Here is an 18,229-nt window from a genome sequence, read left to right as displayed (position 1 = left end):
GATCGGTGGGTGGCACGGACGAAATCGACACGGCGGCCACGTGCGCGTCGAGCGACCGGCCCTTCGTAGGGGCGCGATCAGCATGGTCTCGATGCCCGCCGGCAGCACCTTGCGGAGCCTGATCCTCAGGCGAACGCCGATGTGCATTTGTCGTGGCAAGTCGGTCCAGCGTTTCACGGATGACAGGTTTCTCCTGATCGACCCGTCGTGCGACCTGCGCGACGAATTCATTGAAACGCGCTGCGCCTATTCTGCAGGCGGCCGATTGCGCGGCATCCGGCAACGCTGGCGTTACAGTGAGATGGTAGCGCGCGTGCATTGCAACTGTTTCACCAACGAATTTCAATTCGCGCGTGAGCTGATCGAGTTGCTGGCCCATCTGGGTCAGACGTTCATGCATACCGAGGCGGTCGTCCTGATCCCCTGCTACATCAAGAAAACGCTCGAGCGCGGCGCCGACGAGCCCGGACTTGGTGGCACCGCGCTGCTCGGCCGCGACTGCCAATCGCGAAACAAGATCCTCGCCGACATAGACGCAGATTTTCCGCTTCATGACACGCTCTGACGCGCGGCCGTATGCAAATCTATTTCGAGAATTTTCATTTTCGACGCTGACCTTCGCCACTCTATTCACGGCGATAGAAAAGCGTGTTGCGTCATCCGCGCAAGGTGCGGAGCTCAGCTATCGTAGTTTCGGCGGGATCAGCGCGCGAAAACAGGCGCGAGCGTATTATCGGCGATCGCATTCTTTTTGGGTACGCGGGCTTTACGCTCGCGAGCGCCGGCAATGGTAATTGCTAGCAATCATGACATGTCGGTCTACGCTCGAAACATCGCTGATCATAAGATCAGCAAAGCGACGATTCGCTCGCAGCGCGTAGATCGAGATGCGGCATACAAATGTCGCCTGGAATGCCGGCAAATGACGGCCTCTGACGCCACTCAGGCCTGGACGTCGTGCCGCGATTGCGTCTCCGCGTCATAGAGGCGAATTCGGAGCGCAGGGAAACGGCGTTTCAACTCGATGGCACCGCTCTCAGCACCCTCTCTGGTATTGAACTCGGCTTTGATTCGCCCGTCGATCTCAACGGCGAATCCAGTCCTTGGAAGTTCATTCGAACGAGGAGCCATGCCGAAGTCCAGAATTTTGCGTTGTAGTGCAATGGCTACTGTGAGTCTGGTTTCGCCGACAAGAGGATTCATGGATGCCATCGATTTCAAGCATGTCGCCATCGACGTGCCGGTCCGGCGGACAGACCGCTGGCAAATGCTGACACTGCCTGCCAAGAGAAGCGTCAGCGCGGTGCACGATGGATTATCTTAACATCGCGACGATCTGAGAGATCAGTATTTGCGCGCCATTGCGACCGATTGCGCGATCGGATCGATCGCGCCCTTTTCTACCGACACAAAGGCTGCGTTGAATGGGCGATAAGTCACCCAATTCGGCGCCACATGCGACATCGCCATCGAGCAGCTTTCGACAAGAAGCCTAACGTCGAGGTGAGTGTCGAGGTTTTGGAAAAGTGCCTCGACAGGGTGGCTCTCGCGATCGACCGCGCTGGCAAACGTGGCGCTGTTTATCTGCCGATATACGAGCGCATTGAAAATGAACTGGACACACTCAGGGCCAAGGAAGAGCGGATGAAGCGCGCGCGCCAACGCCTCAAATGATTGCCGGGTCGAAAGGAAAGACGATTTTCATCATCTCTTCCTGATAGAGCTTCAGCGAACCGCCGGACCCGTACTTGGGTCTATCGACGGTGTGACCCATCAGGATATTGCGAAGCTCGTCGTCGATTCTGGCCTCCTTCATACGATCCTCGAAGGTATGGCGGAGCGAATAGATGACGTGCTTCTTCGTCGGGAAGAGCTTGTTCTCACGGAAGAACTTTCCCGCCGCACTCGAGAAATTATTCTCATTCTCTTTGTAACTCGGGAATCCGTTTGGGAACTTCTTCATGACTTCGAGCGCGACCCCGACAAGTGGAATGCGCCGGATCGACGACACGGTCTTGATCTCGCGTGGATCTTCGGGGTCAAGCCTCGGTTCGACAAGAATGTGCGGAATTGCATCACCGAGCTTAATGACGTCTTTATGCAGATTGCAAATCTCGCCGCCTCGCGCGCCGGTTTCGCTGAGGACCAAGACGATGCCGCGCGCTTCAGCGTTCATGCCCGCCAGCGTGCCCGGTTTGAAAATCTTGTCACGTACCCACTCGATGGGGAAAGGCGGCCGCGACCGCTTGAATTTTTCGCTAAAGGTAAGGCCATCAAACGGATTTTGTCTGTCGATATCTCCGATGTGCTTGAAGTATTCCTCATAGAGAATCCTCATGTCACCCATACGGCGTTTACCCAAGGAGGCGGATTTCTTTTTACTGCCGTCTGTCGGGGCAAGGCGCTTGACCCAGTGCTGATATAATTGCCGGCCGTGATCCCGTGTGATGTCGATCATCGCCAGATCGCCGACGACGGCGACGAATGAAGTCACAGCGAGCTTCTTCACCTTCTTCCATTGTTCTTTTTGCTTGTCGCTCTTTCCAGCGAGTTCGGCCGCCCTAATTTCATTGCAGAAGACCTCGAACGCCTCCGACACCTTGACCTTCGGCTGCTCAATGCCGCCGAGCGCGGCAGTCTCGGTCACCACCGGAGTGCGAGGGTCGCTGATGGACGAAACTCTTCGGAGTATCTCGTCGAGCGGAAGGTTCGCAACCTCACCGGCCGGCTTGTAAGTGAATCCCAAAGCCTCTGCGCGAGCTCTTGCGATCTGATAACCGGCTAGCGCCTTCGCAGTGTCGGCATCGGTGAGTAACGTCCCCCAAAACATGCGATCCGCCTGTTCAAGGAGATCACGCTTCGCGCGCGCTTCGGCGAGATCGTCTGTTTTGAGCGAATGCCGGATGAGCGGAGCACGATCGTCCAGGTGCTCAACCGATTTGGGAACGCGTCTCCAATAGTAATAGAGCCCTTCACGCTGGAGCAGAAAGCGATCCTGCTTACGTTGCCGTACCACCGCTTCTTCCCCAACTCATGTATCACATAATGTATCTCGTTTTGTATCACAGATTTGAGCGGGTGCAAGCAGCAGGCGAAAGCTGTCTTGCCGGTTCCTATTATATATCAGATGATTGTGAGCGATGGCTTAGGCGGTTTTTTGGTGCGCTCGGAGGGACTCGAACCCCCACGATGTTACTCACTGCCACCTCAAGGCAGCGCGTCTACCAATTCCGCCACGAGCGCTTAGGTGTCTGCCGCAACCTGCGGCGACGGCGCCGATGTAACAAATCAGCCATACGCCGACAAGGCCGGGAAGGCATGGATTTCGTGATTTTGCGAGCTGCCGGAGCTAACGAATCAGCGGCTGCCGACGGCTTTCGGGAGCATCTGCTTGACTTCGACCGCGATCCGGTTGCGATCGACCAAGACGACGCCGGAGGCGATAGGAAGCGTGTTGGCAAGGATTTTGACCTCGTCCGCCTCGGTGGCGTCGAGTTCGATGATCGCGCCGCGGCTGAGCCGCATGACCTGATGAATCGGCATTGTCGTGGTTCCCAGAACCACCATGAGGTCGACGCTGACTTTATCGAGGGTTGGCACTGGACCGACTACCACACGGACAAACGCAAAATTGCGTACGCCGAGATCACCACGTTATGGTTAGCCGATGGTTAACGACCGCCAGGACCTCGATTTAACAGCCTTCTCGGCTGCCCCCGGCGGGGCGGCGGTGGAGTGGCTGATCTCCGACCAGGCGATTCCCTATCCCCAGGCGGTGGCCGCAATGGAAGCCCGTGTGGCAGAAATCGCCGCAGGCCGCGCCGGCGAACTGGTCTGGCTGCTGGAGCACCCTTCCCTCTATACGTCCGGTACCAGCGGCAAGGCGGCCGATCTCCTCGATGCCCGTTTTCCGATTTTCCAAACGGGCCGTGGCGGCCAGCTCACCTATCATGGCCCCGGTCAGCGCGTAGCCTATGTCATGCTCGATCTGAAGCGGCGCCGGCCTGATGTCCGGGCCTATGTCGCAAGCCTCGAGGAATGGATCATCCGCACGCTGGCGGCCTTCAACGTCCGGGGCGAGCGGCGCGAGGACCGGGTCGGCGTCTGGGTTGCCCGGCCCGACAAGGGCAAGGGTCATGAAGACAAGATTGCCGCCATCGGCGTGCGCTTGCGGCGATGGGTGTCGTTCCACGGGATCGCGATCAACGTCGAGCCGGAGCTCGACCATTTCCAGGGCATCGTCGCCTGCGGCGTGACCGATCCGCGTTACGGCGTTACCAGCCTTGCCGATCTCGGTCTGACGGCAACCACCGCCGACCTCGATATTGCGCTCCGGCAATCGTTCGAGGAGGTGTTCCAAAAAGAACGCCTGCCAGAGGCGATTTGAGAGCTGCCCAGCCACGGCGTGGCTGGGCGAGATGAAGATTATTTGGTGAGCGTCGGCAGAACTTTCATCCGCCACAGGTTCCAAATGCGGTCGATCACCACCAGGTTGGTCTGATCAGCCTTCACGCCTTCCCCCGGTGTCAGATAGTTCGGCTCGCCGCCCAGCGCGATGGCCTGCGCCTGAAGCTTGGCATCGACATCCGTATAGTAAGCGCGGAATACGGCCGCCTTGACCGACGGCCCGACTGCGACGTCGCCATGGCCGCGCATCAGCACCACCGGCTTGTCCCCAAGCGCTGTCGCCAGCGATTTGCCGATCGCGGCATTGCTGACCAGCATATTGGTGTCGCCGAAGTCCTTCCGGATATCCCAGACCGGCACGCCGCCCGCGAGGAAAGCCGGGTTGTGATACATCGCGCGCAACGGCACCTGGCTTACCGAGAACGGAATGACGCCGGCCGAATGGGTGTGAACCACCGACATCACGTCCGGGCGCGCGCGGTAGATTTCCGCATGGATGAAGCGTTCCAGAAACACCTTTCGGCCCCGCGCATCCACCGGATTGCCGTCGAGGTCGAACTCCATGATGTCGGCGGGAGTCACAAGCGCAGGTGCGAGCGAGCGCGACATCAGGAAGTGGTTTGGATTGGCAGGATTGCGCGCGCTGACATGGCCAAAGCCGTCGAGCACGCCAAAATCAGCCAGGATACGGCTGCCGACAGCGATTTCCTCTAGCAAAGCCGGATCGACGCCCGGCAGCAAAGCGGACGGCGTCTGGGCGGACATTTCACCGCGGCCCACCAGCAGCGCAGCAACGGCGACGACGATGCCCAGACTCGTTAGCCGGCTGCCCCATGGCCCGCCGAATTTCCTTTTCATTGACCTCTCCTTGAACCTCGTTTTTTTAGATTGTCGGCAGCACCGAGAACGCCTCGCCTTCGCGGCGCTGTGCCGACGTGTCCGCGTGCGCTTCCTCTTCCTTAACGTCATCGACCCGCGCCGATGGCGGCCCGCTGCGGCAAGCCATGACCATGTCGACAACGACGTCCTCGGTTCCCTCGAACACCGCCTCGACAGAGCCGTCGCGCCGATTTCGAACCCAGCCTTTCAGACCGAGGCTGCGCGCATGATGGTCAACCCAGGCCCGATAGCCTACACCCTGTACCCGGCCGCGGATTACGACCCGACGGATGACCTCGTTCATCGCTTTATTCCAAGCAAATCCCGCATTCGATCGTTGACGTCTGCCTCGCGCGTCACCCGCGCAGTCAACTCGGCCGAGGCAAGGCCGGTCAAGGCCTTCGGCGGCATTCCCTCGCGCAACGCCTTAAGCGTCTCAAAAACAGCTTTCGTCGCGGCCGCGATCGGCGCGTGGCCCTGAAGTGCTACCCTAACCCGCTGTTCCCCGAGATAGCCAAGATCGGACATCGCTTCCGGCGCTCCGCCCAGGATGAGCGGCAGGCGCGTCGCAGCCGATATCGCCTCGAGTTCCACCGTTGTCTTGATGCCCGTGAAAAACAGCGCATCGACGCCGCAGGCCTCATACGCTTTGGCGCGCAGGATCGCGTCCTCCAGCGAGGTGACGGAAACGGCTCCGGTCCGTCCTACAATGACGAACGCAGGATCCCGCCGCGCATCCAGCGCTCCTTTTACCTTCCCGACCCCCTCCTCCAGCGAAATCAGCTGGGTCTTGGCCTGCCCGTAAGCCTGAGGCAACAAGGTATCTTCGATTGTCAGCCCCGCGGCCCCGGCAGCCTCCAACTCCTCGATTGTCCGGCGCACATTCAACGCGTTGCCATAGCCGTGATCGGCATCGACCAGGACCGGCAGGACCGCTGCGCGCGACATCCGCCGCATCTGCTCGGCAAGCTCTGTCAATGTGATCAGCGCTACGTCGGGGTCGCCCAGTACCGCAAGCGATGCAACCGAGCCTCCAAACATGCCAAGCTCGAAGCCGAGATCTTCTGCGATCCGGATCGAGATTGCATCATAGACCGAGCCCGGGCGGATACATGCTGGCCCTGTGAGAATGGAGCGAAACGCTTCGCGGCGTCGACGAAAGGCCATGATCTTTCCTCGTTGTCATTGCAAGGCGCAGCGCGACGAAGCCACCCCAGAATTTATTGACCGCCTGGATTGCTCTGAGGAACCGCTCGTCGGCCGCGCATTCGCGCAACCCGTTGGCTCGCGACGACGCTTCAGGCAAACTCCAGGATCAACGCGTCCACGGCCAGCGTGGCGCCGGCGGCTGCGTAAACCTTCTTCACGGTGCCGTCCTGCTCGGCGCGCAGCACGTTTTGCATCTTCATGGCTTCGATAACCGCAAGAGTCTCACCTGCCTTGACCTCCTGACCTTCGCTGACCGCGATGGAGACTACGAGGCCCGGCATCGGGCACAGCAATTTCTTGCCGGAATCGGAAGCTGCAGCCACCGGCATCAACCTCGCCGCGGCGGCTTCTCGCTCAGTGAAAACCTGAATGGCGACATCGAAGCCCTGATGTGCAAGCCGGAAGCCGTTGAGAACCGGGCGCACCTGCATCGCGACTTCTAGCCCGTCGATCTTGCCATGCCAGACCGGGTCGCCCGGTTTCCAGGACGAAGCGAGGAGATGCGGATGGCCCATCGCGCCCTCGGGCTCGACGAATTGAACCACGAGATGATCGGCTTCGCGGCCGATTTCGAGCGCGATTTCTTCCCGATCGAGCCACACCGCCCGGCGCCGTTCGCGGAACACGGGCCGTCCGATCATCTGGCCCGAGATCTGCCGCTTGCGCTCGCCCAGCACGTGATCGATGGCGGCGGCGACCGCGGCCATCCTCCGTGCGACCTCTCCCTCTGGCGCGCGCGCAGTAAAACCTCGCGGGAATTCTTCGGCGATGAAGCCGGTGGACAGCCTGCCCTCGCGCCAGCGCGGATGGTTCATCAGCGCCGACAGGAATGGAATGTTGTGGCGGATGCCGTCGATGTAAAATGCATCGAGCGCCATCGACTGCGCTTCCACCGCCGCCGCGCGCGACGGGGCATGGGTGACGAGTTTGGCAATCATCGGGTCGTAATAGATCGAGATTTCGCCTCCCTCCTGCACGCCGGTGTCGTTGCGCACGGTCACGCCGTCCGCCTTCCGTTCGGCCGGGGGACGATATTTCACCAGCCGTCCGACCGATGGCAGGAAATTGCGGAAGGGATCCTCGGCATAAAGGCGCGATTCAACCGCCCATCCGGTCAAGGTCACATCCTTCTGCGAAAGCGTGAGCTTTTCGCCGGCGGCCACGCGGATCATCTGCTCAACCAGATCGATTCCGGTTACCAGTTCGGTCACGGGATGCTCGACCTGCAAGCGCGTGTTCATTTCCAGGAAGTAGAAGCTCTTGTCCTGACCGGCGACGAATTCGACAGTGCCCGCGGAATCGTACTTCACCGCTTTCGCAAGCGCGACCGCCTGCTCGCCCATCTTGCGCCGCGTGGTCTCATCGAGCAGCGCCGACGGCGCCTCCTCGATAACCTTTTGGTTACGCCGCTGGATCGAACATTCGCGCTCGCCAAGATAGATCACGTTGCCATGTTTGTCGCCGAGCACCTGGATTTCGATATGCCGGGGATCGACGATGAACTTTTCGATGAAGACGCGGTCGTCGCCGAACGAGGACTTGGCTTCCGCCTTCGCAAGCTCGAAGCCTTCGGCGACCTCCGCCTTGGAATGAGCAATCCGCATCCCCTTGCCGCCACCACCGGCAGAAGCCTTGATCATGACGGGGTAACCGATGGCCTCGGCGATCTTGACCGCGTGTTTGGGATCCTCGATCACCCCGAGGTGGCCCGGAACGGTCGAGACGTCGGCGTTTGCCGCCGCTTTCTTGGATTCGATCTTGTCGCCCATGGCAGCAATCGCGCCCGGATTTGGACCGATAAAGACGATGCCCGCCTTCTCCAGCGCGCGCGGAAAAGCCTCGCGTTCCGACAGGAATCCGTAGCCGGGATGGACGGCTTCCGCTCCGCTGCTGCGGCAGGCTTCGACGATCTTGTCGATCATCAGATAGCTTTCGGCTGCCGCTGGCGGACCGATAAAGACGGCATCGTCAGCCATTTCGACATGAAGGGCGTCGCGATCGGCCTCGGAATAAACAGCGACTGTCTCAATTCCCATCCGGCGGGCAGTCTTGATGATCCGGCAGGCGATCTCGCCGCGGTTGGCGATCAAAATTCGTTTGAACATTGGCGGACTTGCTTGCGAACCTTTCGGGGCGGGACTTCGTTCCCACACTGCCATGCGCGGGAGGACGTAACAATTCCGTCGTACAGCAAAACCGCGCCGAGGCAACGGTCTATATGTCGAAATAACCGCCCTGCTCTCAGTTCTGCTGCGGGCCTTAGGGGACTGACCAGCGCTGCCGAGAGCCCCCGGCTTGAGGTATAGATCGACCTTTCCGCACGCTATAACAGGCCGTTATCGAGCCAGGAGCCGCGAGCGCTAAATATGGAAATTCTGCTCCGGCTAGTCATCGGAGCGGACGGCCGTCGGTTCGGCAGGAGCTTTGACCGGTAAGATGTGATAGGCGTTGACCACCGTCGTCGCGCTTTTCATTGCAGTGTTCGATCATGCGTTGGTTTATCCTTACCCTGGCGTTGTTCGTCGTCCCCCCAAGCTTCGCCGCCAAATCCGCCGTTCGCGGTGCGGGTGCCATCACGGTCGACGGAGTGACCTATAGGCTCGGAGGGATCGATGCGCCCGCTCCCGACCAGTTATGTATCGACGACCACGCCGATAGCTGGGCATGCGGCATCGAAGCCCGCGACCAGTTGATCCGCTTGATCGCCGACCGCGACGTCCGGTGCCAGGACCTGGGGCGCGACCCAACTTACAACAAATGGCACGTCGGCATTTGCACCGCAGGCGACGACGCCACCAGCCTGAACCGGCTGATGGTGCGGCGCGGCCTCGCCATCGATTCCCCGACCGCGGGACAGGACCGGTTTGGCGATGACCAAACCGATGCCAAGAACAATCGCCGGGGAATGTGGAAAGGATGCTTTGTCGCGCCGGAGGATTTCCGCTTTGGACGAAAGGACGGCGTGCTGCTCGGGGCCGCCTGCCGCGCCGACAAGGATCGCGAAATTCGCCAGGTGCTGTTTCCGCAGGATCCTACCGCGCCGCCGGGCTGCAACATCAAGGGCAAGTATGCGCTCCGCGCCCACGTCACCGGCAATATCGGCATTTATCACCTGCAGGCTTGCCGCAGCTATCCGGCAATGACCAATCCCGATCGGTGGTTCTGCTCCGAGGACGACGCGAGGGCGGCCGGCTTCCGCAAGGCCTATAATTGCCGCCCGTTTTCGAGGCAGCGGAGCTAGTTTAGACCGTTGCGAACCGTAACAATTCTGTCATCCGGCAAACTTAGACAGAACAGCCGGCCGACGGGCCTGCCATTTTGATTCACCGGAGATTTTTAACAATGCGCCGCGCCGTGGTGATTCTGTCCACTGGATTGTTCTTGCTGCCGACAACCGCCGCCTTCCCGCAAGAAAGCCAGCCTCACAATATCATTCTGTTTGTGCCCGACGGGTTGCGCGGGCGGATCGTCAGCGCCGAAACGGCACCGGCAATGGCAGAGGTGCGCGAGCGAGGAGTCAATTTCAAGAACTCGCACTCGATGTTTCCCACCTTCACGACGGCGAACGCATCGGCGATGGCGACAGGCCATTATCTCGGCGACACCGGCGACTTCTCGAACACCATCTACGCCGGCTATCCGGTCGGTCCGGCGGGCGGCACGGTCACTCCATTTTTGGAGTCCGATCCTGTCATCCGTGATGCCGACGAGCATTTCGGCGGCGACTATCTGAACGAAGAAACCATCCTGAAAATGGCACGCGCCAACGGCTTCAGCACCGCCGCCGTCGGCAAGCTCGGCCCTACCCTGATTTTCGATCACACCGACAAGATCGGTAGCGAGGGCTCCCATTCGATCGTGTTCGATGATGCCACCGGAGGCAAGAACGGCGTGCCGTTGTCCGACGAAATCAGGGCGGCGCTGACCACGGCCGGCCTGCCGCTCGCGACCCCCGCGCGCGGCGAGAACAGCAGGGCCGGCGATGCCAAAACGCCTGGCACCCTGGTCCCGAACACGGTCCAGCAGGCCTATTTTGTCGATGTTGCCACCAAGGTGGTGCTGCCGCTGTTCAAGGCGCGAAACAAGCCATTCGTGCTGGTATTCTGGTCGCGCGACCCCGACGGCAGCCAGCACAACAACGGAGACAGCCTCAACGCGGTGACACCGGGCATCAACGGACCGACCTCGCTTGCCGGTATCAGGAACGCCGACAACAACCTCGCGGCATTGCGCAAAGCAGTGGACGACCTCGGCCTTGCCGCCGACACCAACATCATCATCGCCTCCGACCACGGCTTCTCGACGATCTCCAAAAAGAGCCAGACGAGCCCTGCAGCGAAGGCATCGTACGACGACACTCCGAGGGATTTTCTGCCGCTAGGCTTCGTGGCGCTCGATCTGGCCAAGGCGCTCGAACTGCCGTTGTTCGATCCGAACAACAATAATGCGAAGGTGGCCGACGGCGCTCATCCGAAGGCCGGCAACGCTCTGTTGGGTGCAGATCCCGCAAAACCCGATCTCGTGGTCGCGACCAATGGGGGATCGGACCTTATCTATCTGCCCAAGCGGGACAAGAAGCTGGCGGCACGGACCATTGAGGCCCTGCTCGAGCAGGACTATGTCAGCGGCATTTTCGTTGACGATAAGCTCGGGCGTTTCCGCGGTACGCTGGAAATGTCGCAGATCGGCCTGAAGGGCAAGGCGGCGACACCTACGCCCTCGATCGTGGTCAACTTCCGCTCTTACGCCGAAGGGTGCGACGAACCCACCAACTGCTCGGTGGAAGTCGCTGATACGATACTTCGCCAGGGCCAGGGCATGCATGGCAGCTTTGGGCGCGGCGATATCCTGAACTTCATGGCGGCGATCGGACCGGATTTCAAAGCAGGCTATGTCGACCCACTGCCGGTGAACAACGCCGATGTCGGAATGACCATCGCTGGCCTGCTCGGTTTGCGCGCTGCGAGCAACGGCGGCTTGACCGGCCGGACGATGTCGGAGGCGCTGGCGAACGGAATCGTTCCCAAATCGGCCGGGGGCACGATTACGTCCAAACCGGCTGCCAATGGCCTGCGTACGGTAGTTAAGTACCAGCAGGTATTGTCACAACGCTATTTCGACGCTGCCGGCTTTCCGGGACGGACGGTCGGGCTGGATGTCGAGAGCCGAAAGGAAAAAACGGCGGAAAAATCGCCCGCCGTCCGGAAGCAATAGGCGCCTCGACTCACATCCCGATATCGAAGACGTTCGGCAATTGCGTAAGCGGAATCGCCGCGCCGACCAGTGTCGCGATAAGGGCTGCGAGCGTACGGTTGCGGTGTCGGTTGGAGCGCATCTGGTTCGCGATCCAGTTCAAAACCTCGATATCGACCTTGGTGGCGTTGGCCGGAGCCCAACTCTCGATCGATGTTTCCGGGGCAAGGGCAATGGAACGCGGCGGCACCGGTAGACCGGAGACGGAAGCGGCGTGATGCACCACTGCCTTGGCGATGAGGTCGTCGAAGCGCCCGGAATCCTTGCGTTCCGTCGCTGCCTCGTCAATCTCGAACAATGCCTCGGCTTCGGCCCGGCTGACCGGCTGATGAACGACCGCCGCCGCCGTGAGGATGCGCTCGCACCAGGCGACGTCGTCGTTATCTAGTTCTCGCGAAAAATGCACTCGGCCCCTGGTAGTGGGCCCCTCTCCCGTAATCACGCCATCACGAACAATCGCCAGCGCGCGGGCGGCGGTTTCGCGGCAAGAAATCTCGGCAGGCTCGAAGGTCGCGGCAGTTTCGGCCGAAGCAGCCAACTGGGTAGACATTGCACTTACTCGCAGTTTCTTGTTCTGGGCCAACAGACCTGTCGGGCGTAAACGACTGGTTAACGATTCGAAATCGGAACGTTGAGATTCTTAAAGGGTTGCCGAATTGTCGCTCTGACGGTCGTCGCGGGTTCGGAAGGCGGCGGCGGGCTTGTGGAAACCATAAGCGGCAATATCAGGGCAGCCCGGTTCACTTTTCCGCTTCGCTCTCCTGAGCCGGAAGAAGATGCTAGGCTGGACCTCGACGAGAGAAGAAACTACCCTTTTTGAGACAGCCGTTCACTTGGGACGGCCTGCCCCCTATACTCCCAGAGAACAAATTCACTCCCCAAGATGAACGAATGAGGTCGACTAATGGCACTCCCAATTGGCGCCGAGGCCCCGGATTTCGAGGCCGAAACCACTGAAGGCAAGATCAAGTTCCACGACTGGATCGGCAACAGCTGGGCACTGTTGTTCTCGCATCCAAAGGATTTCACGCCAGTTTGCACAACCGAGCTCGGCGCGGTCGCGAGACTGAAACCGGAATTCGACAAGCGCGGCGTCAAGCTGATCGGTCTTTCCGTCGATCCGGTCGATCGGCACGCCAAGTGGGCGGAGGACATCCGCGAAACTCAGGGGGCCGCGCCGAACTACCCCATGATCGGCGACACCGATCTTCATGTCTCGAAACTCTACGACATGCTGCCGGCTTCAGCTTCGGGCGACGTTGCAACGCGCACGGCCGCCGATAACCAGACGGTCCGAAACGTGTTCGTCATCGGCCCAGACAAGAAGATCAAGCTGGTGCTGGTCTATCCGATGTCGACGGGACGCAATTTCCAGGAAATTCTCCGCGCCATCGATTCCATCCAGCTGAGCGCCAAGCATAGCGTGTCCACGCCGGCCGACTGGAAACCGGGTGAAGACGTGATCATTTCCGGCTCGGTGTCCGACGAACAGGCCAAGAAGACTTGGCCTGCGGGCTGGAAGGCGCCGAAGCCTTACATCCGCATCGTACCGGCACCGAAGTAGGACGGCGGTCAAACCCTACGAATGCCCGGCTAAGCGCCGGGCATTTTCTTTTTGGGATCGCATCGCGTTTCGCGATGATGCCCAAAGTACGAAATCGACCCGGGCCAGCGTCTATCTCGCCAGATGATGAGCGATGTCCCGCGAAAAGGCACCCCTCGCGCTTTTCTCGCTCTATGTGCTGTACTACACCCGAGCGCGGACGAGGTTATAAAATGGCCGGAGCCGACGTACTCCAGATGAGTTGACTGTTTGATGGCTGATCGATCCGACGCACCCTGCATCGTCTGGTTTCGTGACGACCTCCGCCTTTCCGACCATCCCGCCTTGCACGCGGCCGCAGCGACCGGCCGGCCGATCATTTGTCTTTACGTCCTCGACGAGGCCAGGACGCGGACTGCGTCCCGCCCGATCGGCGGCGCGGCGCGTTGGTGGCTCGCGCAGTCACTGCGGGCCCTCGATAAGCGCCTTGGCGCTGAAGGCGTACCGCTCGTGCTGCGGAAGGGACATGCGGCATCGATCATCCCGCAGTTGGCGTGCGAGGTGGGCGCGCGCGACGTTTTCTGGAACAGCATCGCGCAAGCGCCGCATCAGGATGCCGAGCAGGCCATTGCAACGGCGCTGCGGGGATTTGGCATCAACGCCCAGGCTTTTCCAGGCGACCTTCTGGCGACGCCCGAGACGATACGAACCAAGGAAGGCCGGGGATTGCGTGTATTCACGCCGTTCTGGCGGCGCATTCAGGGGCTTGGCGCGACGCCCGAGCCCCTGGCTGCGCCGAGCCGCTTGCGCGCCGGTCCGACCGTCGCAAGTGACGCCATCGAAACCTTTGGTCTTGAGCCGGTGCGGCCCGACTGGGCCGGCGGACTGCGCGAAAGCTGGACGGCTGGCGAAAACGCCGCGCAGAAACGGCTGGAAGATTTTCTGGCAACACGTCTCGCAGGTTACGCCCATGACCGCGACCGACCCGACCGCGACGGCACTTCCGGCCTGTCGCCGCACTTGCGCTTCGGGGAGATCAGCCCGCGACAGGTCTGGCACGCCACGCATTTTGCGGCCGCCGAACGCCCTGCGCTTGCCAGCGACGCCGACAAATTCTTGAGCGAACTCGGGTGGCGCGAATTCTGCCGGCATCTTTTGTTCGACATCCCCGATCTTGCCACGCGGAACCTGCAATCGCCCTTCGACGGCTTTCCCTGGCACCGTGACGAGAACGCGCTGAGGGCATGGCAGCGCGGCCAGACCGGCTATCCTATCGTCGATGCCGGCATGCGCCAGCTCTGGCATACCGGCGTCATGCACAACCGCGTGCGGATGGTGGTGGCTTCGTTCCTGGTGAAACACCTGCTGATCGACTGGCGCGCAGGGGAGCAGTGGTTTTGGGATACGCTAGTCGATGCCGACGCCGGCAATAATCCCGCCAACTGGCAATGGGTGGCCGGCTGCGGTGCCGACGCCGCACCCTATTTTCGCATCTTCAATCCTGTGCTTCAGGGCGAGAAATTCGATCCCGACGGGATTTATGTCATCCGCTGGCTGCCCGAACTGGCGCAACTGCCGAGAAAGTTCATTCACCAGCCGTGGCAAGCAAGTCCGCTTGAACTCGCAAGCGCGGGCGTCACCTTGGGAAAAACCTATCCACAGCCGATCATCGACCACCGAAAGGCCCGGGAGCGCGCGCTCAAGGCTTATGAGAAGCTGCGCGGCGGCTGAAACGCGCCTAGCGGTTCACCACGAACACCGCAGCCGCGCAGGCCATCATGCCGACAAGAGCAACTGCATCGAGACGCTCGCCAAACAAGAGATAGGCCAGCAATGCGGTCACGGCCGGAACGAGATAAAACAGGCTCGCCACGGAAGTTGCCGCCGAATGGCGGATCAGCCAGTACAGCACCCCGATTGATCCGATCGACAGCACGACCACAAGCCAGGCCAGCCCGAGGATAAACTCGCCGGTCCAGTGCACGACGCGGTCCTCGAATGCGAAGGCGCCGACCGTAAAGAAGATCGCGACCGCGATGTATTGAAAGAGATTGCCGGCGCGCCAATCGATGTCGCGGCAATAACGGCGCTGATAGAGGGTGCCGAGCGTGATGCTGATCAGCGACACGCCGGAAGCCAGCCAACCAAACCCTGCCTCTCCGCTCATCGGACGCTCGTGAAGGATCAGCGCGACACCGCCGAGCCCGAGCCCGAGACCGACCCACTGGACCGCCGTGACGCGTTCGCCCAGGAAGCGATTGGCCAGCGTGGAGGTGAGGATCGGCTGCAAGCCCGGTATCAGGGCCGAGAGACCGGCCGGAATCGAATGCGCGATCGCGACCGCAGTGCCCCCAAGATAAAATCCGTGCACGAGCAGACCGGCGACGGCGCTATGGGCGATCCCCGCGCGATCCGGCCATCGCGGCCGCACCACGGCCGCGATGGCCGCCATGATCACCACGACGATCGCCATGCGGATGGCGAGATAAGTCAAAGGCTCGGCGCTGCGCAGCACGGATTTCGTGGCGACAAAGCCGGTGCTCCAGAGTACGACAAAAACCGCCGGCGCCGCACGCGCGGCCAACTGATCGAATTTCTTGCTCATTCGCGATCCTGATTTGCCGCCCTGTTTGCACAAACGTATGCTATCGGGCAATCGAGGAACGCGGCTGATGGCCCGCCGGCTATCGCATAACAATGCGGGTCTTGGGCGATCCCTTCGCAACCGGGTGAGTTTGAAGGCAACATCCGATGAAACTGCACTTCGTCACCGTCGATGTTTTCACCGGCACGCAGTTTGCCGGTAATCCGCTCGGCGTTGTTCTCAACGCGGAGGGCTTATCGGGCGGCCAGATGCAGGCCATTGCCGCCGAGTTCAATCTCGCGGAAACGACGTTTGTTCTGCCACCGAAGGACCCCGCTCACACGGCGGAAGTCCGCATTTTCACGCCACGCTATGAGATGCCGTTCGCCGGTCATCCCAATGTAGGCACGGCATTTGCGCTCGCGCGTGCGGGCAAGAGCTACGGCCGCATGATTGAAGGTAACAGCGTGACCTTCGAGGAAAAGGCCGGCCTCGTTCCGATTGCAATCCTGAAGGAAGGCCCGATCGTGGTTGGCGCCCGCCTCGCCTCCCCGCAGCGTCTGTCGGTTGGCGAAGAAATTTCGGCCGAGTTGATCGCCTCCGCCTGTTCGCTATCGGTCAGCGATATTGAAACGAAGAATCACCGGCCCTGCATCGCCTCCTGCGGCGCGCCGTTTATTCTCGCCGAATTGAAAGGACGTGCGAAACTCGCGGAAGCGGCCGCGCGCTCGGACATCTTCATGCGCGAGGTCGCCAAGCAACCTGCAACCAGCATTTTCATCTACACGCAAGTCGCCGAAGACGGGCTCGACATCCGCGCGCGGATGTTCGCGCCCCATCACGGGATCCCTGAGGACCCGGCTACCGGCAGCGCCAACGTCGCTCTCATCGGTCTGCTCGCCCACCTGCGGACCGAACGTGACTTACAGCTGTCAAAGACCGTCGCCCAAGGCGTCGAAATGGGGCGGCCGAGCGTTCTGAAGGCCGAAGCGGAAAAAAGGGACGGCGTCGTGACCGCAACCTATATCGGTGGACACTGCGTGCCCGTAATGTCGGGAACGATTGAGCTGGCTTGAGCAGGTCAGGCCTTGTGGCAAAGAACTGAGCTGCTGTTGGGCCGGCCTCTCGAAACGCAAGGGGTACCTGATCACCATTCTTCCGGGCAGGGATCGACGATCTTCCAGAGTTCTGCGCCGTTCTTGATCTTCTTCATTTCGGTGGTGAGCCCGCCGTTACGGCGAATCCAGTCTTTCACGGCATCGGGATAATAGGACATCAGCTCGGAGGTACCCTCGGTGCTCGTAACCTTGATGCCGAAGGTGAATGCCTTGTCGTAATAGGCTTGGTGGAAGCCGAGGCTCGCGCGCGGCGTTACGCAGATCTTGTTCAGCGGGACGATGCCGAGCACGAGCGTGCAAGCGGAGTTGCAGATGCCATCGATGATCACCCTATCGTGGCTGTCGCGGATCCGCTCGTATTTCGCCTTGTACTCCTCGACATAGCCGCCGTGGTCGCGCGTGATGTGCAGAACGGCGCGCGCAGGGCTTATGCCCATGCACAGGAGCAATAGCGATGCGAGAAGCGTGATGCGCATGGACGACGGTCTGGCGGCGGCAAACCCGGAAAAAACGTCTGAGGTCGAGGGATCAGAGGCCAGAACTCTGGCGAGACTGTGTTGGAAATTCGTTAAGCATGCCGAGCACGCCAAAATTTCCGATTTTTCGGTCATTTTGAGGAGCTTTTCGGCTTTTTGCGCTGGATGCGAACCATCTTTGGCTTAAGATAGCTTGTGTTCCCCCGGAGATTTCCGTGATGCGTCTTCCCGAATTCGCGCTCGCCGCAGCTGCTTTGGCGGTGGTGGCCATGGCCGCCGTTCCGGCACAGGCACGCCGGCACCACCACCATCATTGGCAGGGCTACACCTACGGGCTGCCCTATCCGATCAGCTATCTGCATAATTACGGACCGGGCCCCGAGCCGGGCACCTTCGCCTATTATGATGGCCCCTCGAATAACTTCTGCGCCCAGGGATCGGCGACCTACAATGCCCAAGGCGGACGCTATCCCTGCTTCTAAGTGCGTCGTGAGGCGTCCTGACCTGTTGGCGTGACCCGCGCAAGTCTGATATTCGGGTCGCACGCGCTCGTAGCTCAGCTGGATAGAGCATCGGATTTCGATTCCGAGGGTCGGGAGTTCGAATCTCTCCGAGCGCGCCAGGGCCACCTTGGTCCATTCCGGACACATGGGTTACGTTTCATTCCGGGGACATAGGTAACACTTTTGGTCCGAAGGGATTTGCGAGGGGTTCTAACCTGCAGGTCTCATCGTCAAAGTAGCCGAGATCATAGTCCATA

20 protein-coding genes and 2 tRNA genes are annotated in these 18,229 nt (G+C 60.6%); 9 read left to right on the top strand and 13 right to left on the bottom strand.

From position 1 onward, the window contains the following. Together NEZ08_RS25115 and NEZ08_RS25110 are read right to left on the bottom strand one after the other, a co-directional pair. Positions 1-625, bottom strand: a 625-nt coding sequence (locus NEZ08_RS25115; protein ID WP_298113319.1) for a hypothetical protein, incomplete at its 3' end; no start/stop codon positions are given. 317 nt (positions 626-942) lie between these two features. Continuing rightward, entirely contained in the window at positions 943-1,203 is a 261-nt protein-coding gene (locus NEZ08_RS25110; protein WP_298113317.1) for a hypothetical protein, read from the bottom strand. On the opposite strand from NEZ08_RS25110, the gene NEZ08_RS25105 reads away from it, so the two are divergent. Continuing rightward, complete coding sequence (locus tag NEZ08_RS25105; RefSeq protein ID WP_298113314.1) at positions 1,202-1,324, top strand: hypothetical protein; 123 nt, start codon at positions 1,202-1,204, stop codon at positions 1,322-1,324. The genes NEZ08_RS25110 and NEZ08_RS25105 overlap by 2 nt on opposite strands. Positions 1,325-1,344: 20 nt before the next feature. Here the strand turns inward: NEZ08_RS25105 and NEZ08_RS25100 are convergent, their stop codons facing one another. The 4 genes from NEZ08_RS25100 to NEZ08_RS25085 form a co-directional block, all read right to left on the bottom strand. Next, positions 1,345-1,662: a hypothetical protein gene (locus tag NEZ08_RS25100; RefSeq protein ID WP_298113312.1), complete on the bottom strand. Its 318-nt coding sequence runs from the start codon at positions 1,660-1,662 to the stop codon at positions 1,345-1,347. 4 nt (positions 1,663-1,666) lie between these two features. Next, positions 1,667-3,016: a DUF6538 domain-containing protein gene (locus NEZ08_RS25095; RefSeq protein ID WP_298113309.1), complete on the bottom strand. Its 1,350-nt coding sequence runs from the start codon at positions 3,014-3,016 to the stop codon at positions 1,667-1,669. Between the two features lie 142 nt (positions 3,017-3,158). Continuing rightward, positions 3,159-3,243 (bottom strand) — tRNA-Leu (locus tag NEZ08_RS25090). 114 nt (positions 3,244-3,357) lie between these two features. Next, positions 3,358-3,600 (bottom strand): FliM/FliN family flagellar motor switch protein, encoded by a 243-nt coding sequence (locus NEZ08_RS25085; protein ID WP_298113306.1) that lies wholly within the window; start codon positions 3,598-3,600, stop codon positions 3,358-3,360. Between the two features lie 67 nt (positions 3,601-3,667). Between NEZ08_RS25085 and lipB the strand changes: the two genes are divergently transcribed. Further along, positions 3,668-4,387 (top strand): lipoyl(octanoyl) transferase LipB, encoded by a 720-nt coding sequence (gene lipB / locus NEZ08_RS25080; RefSeq protein WP_298113304.1) that lies wholly within the window; start codon positions 3,668-3,670, stop codon positions 4,385-4,387. Between the two features lie 38 nt (positions 4,388-4,425). Here the strand turns inward: lipB and NEZ08_RS25075 are convergent, their stop codons facing one another. The 4 genes from NEZ08_RS25075 to NEZ08_RS25060 form a co-directional block, all read right to left on the bottom strand. Beyond that, complete coding sequence (locus NEZ08_RS25075; protein WP_298113301.1) at positions 4,426-5,265, bottom strand: class II aldolase/adducin family protein; 840 nt, start codon at positions 5,263-5,265, stop codon at positions 4,426-4,428. A gap of 25 nt (positions 5,266-5,290) precedes the next feature. Further along, complete coding sequence (locus NEZ08_RS25070; protein ID WP_298113299.1) at positions 5,291-5,590, bottom strand: acylphosphatase; 300 nt, start codon at positions 5,588-5,590, stop codon at positions 5,291-5,293. Next, complete coding sequence (locus tag NEZ08_RS25065) at positions 5,587-6,453, bottom strand: isocitrate lyase/PEP mutase family protein (RefSeq protein WP_298113298.1); 867 nt, start codon at positions 6,451-6,453, stop codon at positions 5,587-5,589. The genes NEZ08_RS25070 and NEZ08_RS25065 overlap by 4 nt, the downstream gene beginning before the upstream one ends. 131 nt (positions 6,454-6,584) lie before the next feature. Beyond that, the gene (locus NEZ08_RS25060) at positions 6,585-8,600 is read right to left on the bottom strand and encodes an acetyl/propionyl/methylcrotonyl-CoA carboxylase subunit alpha (protein ID WP_298113296.1); all 2,016 of its coding nucleotides are present in this window, start codon (positions 8,598-8,600) and stop codon (positions 6,585-6,587) included. A 383-nt stretch (positions 8,601-8,983) separates the two neighbouring features. On the opposite strand from NEZ08_RS25060, the gene NEZ08_RS25055 reads away from it, so the two are divergent. After that, positions 8,984-9,736: a thermonuclease family protein gene (locus tag NEZ08_RS25055; RefSeq protein WP_298113293.1), complete on the top strand. Its 753-nt coding sequence runs from the start codon at positions 8,984-8,986 to the stop codon at positions 9,734-9,736. Between the two features lie 101 nt (positions 9,737-9,837). Next, positions 9,838-11,709, top strand: a complete 1,872-nt coding sequence (locus tag NEZ08_RS25050) for an alkaline phosphatase family protein (RefSeq protein WP_298113290.1) — start codon at positions 9,838-9,840, stop codon at positions 11,707-11,709. Positions 11,710-11,719: 10 nt separating this feature from the next. On the opposite strand, the gene NEZ08_RS25045 is transcribed toward NEZ08_RS25050, so the two are convergent. After that, complete coding sequence (locus tag NEZ08_RS25045; protein ID WP_298113288.1) at positions 11,720-12,298, bottom strand: hypothetical protein; 579 nt, start codon at positions 12,296-12,298, stop codon at positions 11,720-11,722. A gap of 354 nt (positions 12,299-12,652) precedes the next feature. On the opposite strand from NEZ08_RS25045, the gene NEZ08_RS25040 reads away from it, so the two are divergent. Next, positions 12,653-13,312 (top strand): peroxiredoxin, encoded by a 660-nt coding sequence (locus NEZ08_RS25040; protein ID WP_298113285.1) that lies wholly within the window; start codon positions 12,653-12,655, stop codon positions 13,310-13,312. A 252-nt stretch (positions 13,313-13,564) separates the two neighbouring features. Continuing rightward, positions 13,565-15,022 (top strand): deoxyribodipyrimidine photo-lyase, encoded by a 1,458-nt coding sequence (locus NEZ08_RS25035; protein ID WP_298113282.1) that lies wholly within the window; start codon positions 13,565-13,567, stop codon positions 15,020-15,022. A gap of 7 nt (positions 15,023-15,029) precedes the next feature. On the opposite strand, the gene NEZ08_RS25030 is transcribed toward NEZ08_RS25035, so the two are convergent. Further along, complete coding sequence (locus NEZ08_RS25030) at positions 15,030-15,896, bottom strand: DMT family transporter (RefSeq protein ID WP_298113279.1); 867 nt, start codon at positions 15,894-15,896, stop codon at positions 15,030-15,032. A 146-nt stretch (positions 15,897-16,042) separates the two neighbouring features. On the opposite strand from NEZ08_RS25030, the gene NEZ08_RS25025 reads away from it, so the two are divergent. Then, positions 16,043-16,951 carry a PhzF family phenazine biosynthesis protein gene (locus tag NEZ08_RS25025; protein WP_298113277.1) on the top strand — a complete coding sequence of 303 codons (909 nt, stop codon included), beginning with the start codon at positions 16,043-16,045 and terminating at the stop codon, positions 16,949-16,951. 71 nt (positions 16,952-17,022) lie between these two features. Here the strand turns inward: NEZ08_RS25025 and NEZ08_RS25020 are convergent, their stop codons facing one another. Beyond that, on the bottom strand, positions 17,023-17,469 hold the full coding sequence (locus NEZ08_RS25020) for a hypothetical protein (protein ID WP_298113274.1): 447 nt from the start codon (positions 17,467-17,469) through the stop codon (positions 17,023-17,025). A 218-nt stretch (positions 17,470-17,687) separates the two neighbouring features. Here NEZ08_RS25020 and NEZ08_RS25015 point away from each other — a divergent pair, with 218 nt between their 5' ends. Both NEZ08_RS25015 and NEZ08_RS25010 read left to right on the top strand, forming a co-directional pair. Continuing rightward, positions 17,688-17,951 carry a hypothetical protein gene (locus NEZ08_RS25015; protein ID WP_298113321.1) on the top strand — a complete coding sequence of 88 codons (264 nt, stop codon included), beginning with the start codon at positions 17,688-17,690 and terminating at the stop codon, positions 17,949-17,951. A gap of 63 nt (positions 17,952-18,014) precedes the next feature. Next, positions 18,015-18,091, top strand: a tRNA-Arg gene (locus NEZ08_RS25010). Positions 18,092-18,229 lie beyond the last annotated feature (138 nt).

It is taken from the genome of Bradyrhizobium sp., assembly GCF_027451485.1.
In the GTDB taxonomy this organism is placed as follows: domain Bacteria; phylum Pseudomonadota; class Alphaproteobacteria; order Rhizobiales; family Xanthobacteraceae; genus Bradyrhizobium.
The sequence above is the reverse complement of the archived record's forward strand: the minus strand, read 5'-3'. Positions and strand labels throughout refer to the sequence as shown.